Here is a 6,227-nt window from a genome sequence, read left to right on the forward strand (position 1 = left end):
AGTCCTGGGTGTGGTCAGTCTGGTTTCACATACACAAAAGCGACTCGAGGTCGCTTTTGTTGTTTCTGACGTTGAGCTTCCTATGCTGCTTGAATGTGGGTAGTGATGTAGGGTTGCCAGGCTTGTTGGTACATATCTTTCGACTGGTTGCGCATGTTCACGATACGCTGCTGCTCCAGTTCATTTATTTCTCTTCCCTCTTGGGCGGCATTGCGTTCAATGCGCTGAATCGCTTCATATATTTTATGTTCTTCACCATTTTTTACCGCGGCGATCGATTTCAAGTGTAATTGTACTTCAGCAATGATTTGGCTGTTAGGAAGCCTTACCAGTACATTCAGATCACGGTATCCGGATGCACCCGGTTGTTTGAATCGGTTCTTAACTTTTACTATTTCGGTTTGTTGATCCAGTACCTCATAGGCATTCACCAGGCTGGCTACGTCATCGGCAATAATGGTGGCTCGCGCCAGATCGGTAATGCGTTCAGCCTTGCCATCGAGCTCAAACTCAACTTTTTGTAATGCGCGCTGACGGGATTTGATTCCGGCAAACTGAGTTTCTGCGTTGGAAAGCAGTGCCGCATTGCTGCATATCGCTTCCAGTTCCTGCTGGGCGATAGAGGCCTGTTGGTATAGTGCATCAAAGTCAGTTACGGGTTGCTCTACGTTTGAATTGCTGGATTGAATGCCGTAGAGGCCACTTAAACTGTGCTTGAAGCGCTTGGCACTGATCTGATTTTGACTGGCTGGACGAAGTTCCGGACTCAGCGATGGTCCGGTGGGAAGTGCGGCAAATGCTGGTGCACGGCTGAGTACCAAAAGCATCAGTGCCGTTGTGCGTAGTAGTAAGCTCATTCACTCTCCTTAATTGTGATGCCTAACAAAACGGGAATGCAAAAGGCAGTCAGACTAACAATTAAAGGAGTACCTAACAGTAATAAGGGCAGGCGTTAGTTATTTCAATCCCATCTATGAATCAAGTAGTGAAATAGTTAACCAAAGCACGATTTTTGCCTCTATGGTTAGAGAGGAGGTTGTGAAACTAGTTCAAATCAAAATGTATCTATTTGTAATAAAGACTATTGTTAATAAAGGCTGCAACAGTAAGGGAAGACATGACGCAACCTGTAGTGGTATTTATTCGTGGCTTGTTTAGGGAAGCGAGACACTGGGGAGACGTGCTGGATCTAGTACAGGATGTACTGCCAGAACTCAAAGTAGAAGCGATTGATTTACCCGGTTCGGGAGCAAAGTGGAGTGAAGAGTCGCCGGCATCCATTAGTGAAATTATGGAGCAGCTTCGACGTGAAAGATTGCCCGGTACTAAGTACTACCTGGTGGGGTTATCGCTGGGCGGGATGGTTGCGCTGGAGTGGGCAATACGCCACCCGCAAGAAGTCGCCAAGTGTATTATTGTTAATACCAGTGCTAAGCCCTTCGGCCATTTCTATCAGCGATTGCGCTGGCAAATATATCCAAATGTCCTGCGAGCCCTGCATTCGCAGCCCGAACGGCGTGAACGGCTGATCTATCGTATGGTGTCCAATAAGCCGTTAGATCCCAATCGAGTCGAGCAGTGGATTGACATTGCCCGCACCCGCCCGATCAGCGTCAGCAACTGTATTCAGCAGCTTGTTGCCGCTTCTCGTTATAAAGTTCTTTCAGAGCCACAATGTCCGGTGCTGAGTATTGTGTCGGCGCGAGATCGTCTGGTGGATACCCAGGTCTGCATCGAAATGGCCAACAGTATGAAGATGGAGTTAACCGTGCACGACTGGGCCGGTCATGATCTGCCGATGGATGACCCGGACTGGTTTGTTCAGCAGGTGTGCCGGTTTATATTAAAGCCCTGAGGGAGAGGTCATAACGGCACTGGAGGAATTGACGTTTAAATAGGTTACCAGCAGAAAAGTGGCCTAATGATAAAGAGCTTGTTACTCTACCGTTTTCAATCGCAACATGAACAGAGCATGAAAGATCCAGAATTTTGGCACAATAAGTGGGCTTCCAACCAGATAGGTTTTCACTTAGAAGATGTAAATCCGCTTCTGATCCAGTATTGGCAGCACACTAAACCGCAAAGGGGTGAAAAAGTGTTGGTACCTTTGTGTGGTAAATCAGAAGATTTGATTTGGCTGGCCAGCCAGCATGATGAAGTGCAGGGTGTTGAGCTGAGTCAGATAGCAGTACGGGCCTTTTTTGCTGAACATTTTTATACGCCGATGGTCACACCGGTCGCCAGCGGTCATGAACTGTATCAGTTTGATGAACTGTCGATCTTTACCGGAGATTTCTTTACGGCGCCTGTCGAGGCGGTTGATCTGGTCTACGACAGAGCGTCATTGATCGCCTTGCCAGAGCCAATGCGGAGAGAATACGTCGAGCGTTTGAAGTCGCTGATATTACCTGGCGGTCGCATTCTATTGGTAACACTCGATTACCCGCAACAGGAGATGTCAGGCCCACCGTTCAGTGTGGCAGAGCAGGAAATACGTCAGCTCTACCAGGGCTATCAAGTTACCCGGCTTTATCAGGATATCGCCGATGAGCGCCACCCTAAAATCGCCCAGCGAGGTTTGTCTCGTTTTAGTGAAGAAGTCTTTTTGATCGAAGGATTCTGATCAACAGGTTCCTAGACATGCCTTTGTGAAACCTAATCAAAAAAAGCTGCCTTGTGGCAGCTTTTTCGCTATTGATATACACAGAATCAGTATTCGATAGTCACTTTGGCCGCGCTTTCCACCGCGTCTTTAATTGCGCTCTCAATGGTATCACGACGAGTGATGACCACGCCTAAGCGTCGCTGGCCGTCGATATCCGGTTTGCCGAATAAACGCACTTGGGTCAGGGGCATTGCCAATGCTTGATCCAGCCCGGCGTAACGCAGATTGTTTGAAGTGCCTTTACCCAGAATAACGGCAGACGCTGCCGGGCCAAGTTGCTTAATTGCCGCAACAGGTAAGCCGGTGAATGCACGAACGTGCAGGGCAAACTCCGACATGTCCTGTGACATCAGAGTCACCAGACCGGTATCGTGTGGGCGAGGAGAGACTTCATTGAAAATCACCTGATCGCCTTTTACGAATAGCTCGACGCCGAAGATACCGTAGCCGCCAAGGGCATTGACCACTTGTTCTGCGGTGTACTCAGCGGCCTTACGGGCGGTATCAGACATCTGTTGTGGCTGCCAGGACTCGCGGTAGTCTCCCGATTCCTGACGATGACCAATTGGTGCACAGAAATGAACGCCATCCACTGCTCGTACCGTCAGTAGCGTGATTTCATAGTCAAAATCGATGAAGCCTTCAACTATCACTCGTCCCGCGCCACTGCGGCCACCTTGCTGGGCATACTGCCAGGCTGTTTCTACGTCTTGTTCGGTCTTAATAACACTCTGACCTTTGCCGGAAGAACTCATTACCGGTTTGCATACGCAAGGGATGCCGACTTCCTGCACTGCCTGTTCAAATTGCTCGTAACTGTCTGCAAAGCGGTAGGGTGAGGTATTTAGCTCAAGAGTCTCAGCGGCCAAACGGCGAATGCCTTCGCGGTTCATGGTTAGTTTAGTCGCGTTAGCAGTTGGCACTACGTTAAGCCCTTGTGCTTCCAGTTCAACTAGCTTGTCCGTAGCGATCGCTTCTATTTCCGGTACAACGAAATCCGGTTGCTCTTTAGCAATAATGGCGGCCAGGGCATCACCGTCAAGCATATCCAATACATGGCTGCGATGAGCGACCTGCATTGCTGGCGCATCGGCGTATCGATCGCAGGCTATAACTTCCAGTCCGAGGCGTTGGCATTCAATCGCGACTTCTTTGCCAAGTTCACCAGAACCTAACAGTAAGACTTTGGTTGCGCCTGGTCGGGTAGCGGTACCAAACATAGTGATTCCTCATTTGTTAGCAGTGCAATTTTTGCCGCGATCATACTGGTTATAAGCAAAAAAGCAAACGTTTGCGTATTGGTTGATTCATTCTTAACCACATTCTTTGTAAGGTAAAATTACAGTGGCGGAAAATTTACTAGTAAGGACTATTTCCCGGAACGAATAGTGCACTATAATGTGCGCCATATTGAATAATCAGTGCTATTGATTGATAAAGTTGCATATTCAAATGTGGTGTCAAACCGGTGTTGTGGCCGCTGAAAGCGAGGTTTAGCTAACACTATGACGGCATACATGTAGTATCTGCTTGGCAATTCTGATTATTATGGTGCAATAAAATCAATACATACTGCCGGATGTAATTATTCATGTTGGCAATATTTGCAATGTGCAAGCTATCTTGTTCATTGACATCTGTTTGATAGATAACAATAAGTAGTACATAGAGTCACCTATGCAGTTTGACCCCAAACAATCGATCAAAATCGCGATCAATGACCTTATGGTGGGAATGTTTGTTACCGCTATAGAGGATAGCCAAAGAGTGAACTTAGCCAATGCCGGTCGGGTTGGATCGCTGAATGCGATTCAGAAACTGGCAGACAGCGGGATCAAGTACGCCTGGGTTGACCAAAAACTCTCGGCTCAAGCATGTGTGTTCCGGCCGGCTGTTGAGCCGCTGGAGCAGGCTGAGCCAAAAGAAGTGATACGTGAAGTACTGTCAGACGTACATCTGGCCGCAAAACCGGAACGATCCCACCTGATGTTTGGCGTAGCTAAAGGTCAAAAAACCTCTGACACTAGACAGGCCCAACAACGTAAAGCCAGTAAAGTAATTCAGGAAGCCAAAGCTTTAGTGCAGAAGTTGTTAACTCAAATCGTTGAATTACAACAATTTGAAGGTAATGAAGCTGACTCCTGGGCGGAAGAGCTTGTTGAACTGGCACTGGTGGATACCGACGCGCTGAATTGTGTATCGGCGTTACGAGACAAAGACAGTTATCTGTTGGCGCACTCGGTCAATGTAGCCTGTTTACTGGTCAAGTTTGGCACGTATCTGGATTTCTCCCAGCAGATGCTGAAAGAGCTCGCTGTAGGTGGCTTAATCCACGATGTGGGTAAAATCAAGGTTGAAGATAAGGTATTGCACAAACCCGGCAAGCTGACTCAGGAAGAGTTTGAACATATCAAACTGCATCAGGTGTTTGCCCGAGATATTATTCGGGATGCAAAGGAGTTAAGCCGTGTCAGCCGGGATGTTTGTTTGATGCACCATGAAAAGCTGGATGGCAAAGGTTATCCAAACGGCTTAAAAGGCGAGCAAATACCTTTGCATGGCCGTATGAGCGGCATCGTTGATATCTATGATGCGCTGACATCGGATCGCTGTTACAAGCAAGGCATGAGTCCGGCGGAAGCTTTTAAGATTCTTCTCAGCCTGACCCCGTTCCACCTGGACCGAGAGCTGGTTTACAAGTTTATTAACTGTATCGGCGTTTACCCGGTGGGTTCCGTGGTAGAGCTCTGTGACGGTAGAGTCGGTATTGTCTGGAGTTCCAATCAATCGGAGCCACTGAAACCTACCATTAAATGCTTCTACTCCAACAAACACCTAAAGTTTACCGATGTCAGCCTGGTTGATCTGACCCGTTCACAACTAACGATAGAAAAAGCCATCGCGCCAAACCAGTTGCCGGTTGATATAACACGCTTTTATGAAGCTGAATAACTGACGTAATAGCATGAATAAAGGCGCCAATCGGCGCCTTTATCTGTTTACACCGCAAGGAAAACAGTTAGACCGCCAGGTAGTTCAGCGGGATGTCAGGATTTAACGATTCCAGCGTGGACTGAGTATCCGCTAAATGGCTGATTGAGGCGTCAGCTATCTCCACCAATGCAGCCGCTATGATGTCATCAAACGATTTACCTGCCAGCAGTAGTTGGACTAAAGCCACCTGAAGCGGCGGCAGGCTAGGGTTAAAGGCGGCATTTTCTGCATAACTACCGCTAAACAGGCTGCCATCTTCACACTCCAGACAAACCCCACTCAGATTACCGCTATACGGTGCATGGCTGCGATTAAGCGCGACCAGCGCATTACGTACAAGTTGTGATTGTTCTTGAGTCTGCTTGTCATGATCGACCGCTGACATTAATCCGGATTCAATGCCCAGATCAGCAGGGCCAAAAGATTCTGGCAGGTATTGCTGCAGCGTTTTTGCTTCGCGTTCCGGAAGCTGAACGATCAGAGAATCCGCTGTAGTTAACTCGTTCATAAACTGGCGGCAATGTCCGCATGGGCTGAAGTTAATGGTGATGTCTTTCACCCCTTGTTC

Annotated in this window: 6 protein-coding genes; 3 read left to right on the forward strand and 3 right to left on the reverse strand. The window is 48.1% G+C overall.

The features are described from left to right. Positions 1–80: 80 nt before the first annotated feature. Positions 81–857: a phosphoribosylglycinamide formyltransferase gene (locus ACQY6F_RS17780; RefSeq protein WP_428776353.1), complete on the reverse strand. Its 777-nt coding sequence runs from the start codon at positions 855–857 to the stop codon at positions 81–83. 260 nt (positions 858–1,117) lie between these two features. Between ACQY6F_RS17780 and ACQY6F_RS17785 the strand changes: the two genes are divergently transcribed. Together ACQY6F_RS17785 and ACQY6F_RS17790 are read left to right on the forward strand one after the other, a co-directional pair. Then, a complete protein-coding gene (locus ACQY6F_RS17785; protein WP_428776354.1) occupies positions 1,118–1,855 on the forward strand; it encodes an alpha/beta fold hydrolase in 738 nt (245 codons plus the stop codon). Between the two features lie 117 nt (positions 1,856–1,972). After that, entirely contained in the window at positions 1,973–2,623 is a 651-nt protein-coding gene (locus ACQY6F_RS17790) for a thiopurine S-methyltransferase (protein ID WP_428776356.1), read from the forward strand. An 86-nt stretch (positions 2,624–2,709) separates the two neighbouring features. Here ACQY6F_RS17790 and purT read toward each other — a convergent pair whose 3' ends face one another. Beyond that, positions 2,710–3,885: a formate-dependent phosphoribosylglycinamide formyltransferase gene (purT, locus tag ACQY6F_RS17795; protein ID WP_428776358.1), complete on the reverse strand. Its 1,176-nt coding sequence runs from the start codon at positions 3,883–3,885 to the stop codon at positions 2,710–2,712. 457 nt (positions 3,886–4,342) lie between these two features. On the opposite strand from purT, the gene ACQY6F_RS17800 reads away from it, so the two are divergent. Continuing rightward, positions 4,343–5,617 (forward strand): HD-GYP domain-containing protein, encoded by a 1,275-nt coding sequence (locus ACQY6F_RS17800; RefSeq protein ID WP_428776359.1) that lies wholly within the window; start codon positions 4,343–4,345, stop codon positions 5,615–5,617. Positions 5,618–5,684: 67 nt separating this feature from the next. Here ACQY6F_RS17800 and cdd read toward each other — a convergent pair. After that, on the reverse strand, positions 5,685–6,227 hold a 543-nt coding region (gene cdd, locus ACQY6F_RS17805; RefSeq protein ID WP_428776361.1), incomplete at its 5' end, for a cytidine deaminase.

This window comes from Vibrio sp., from assembly GCF_050299255.1.
Lineage (GTDB): Bacteria > Pseudomonadota > Gammaproteobacteria > Enterobacterales > Vibrionaceae > Vibrio.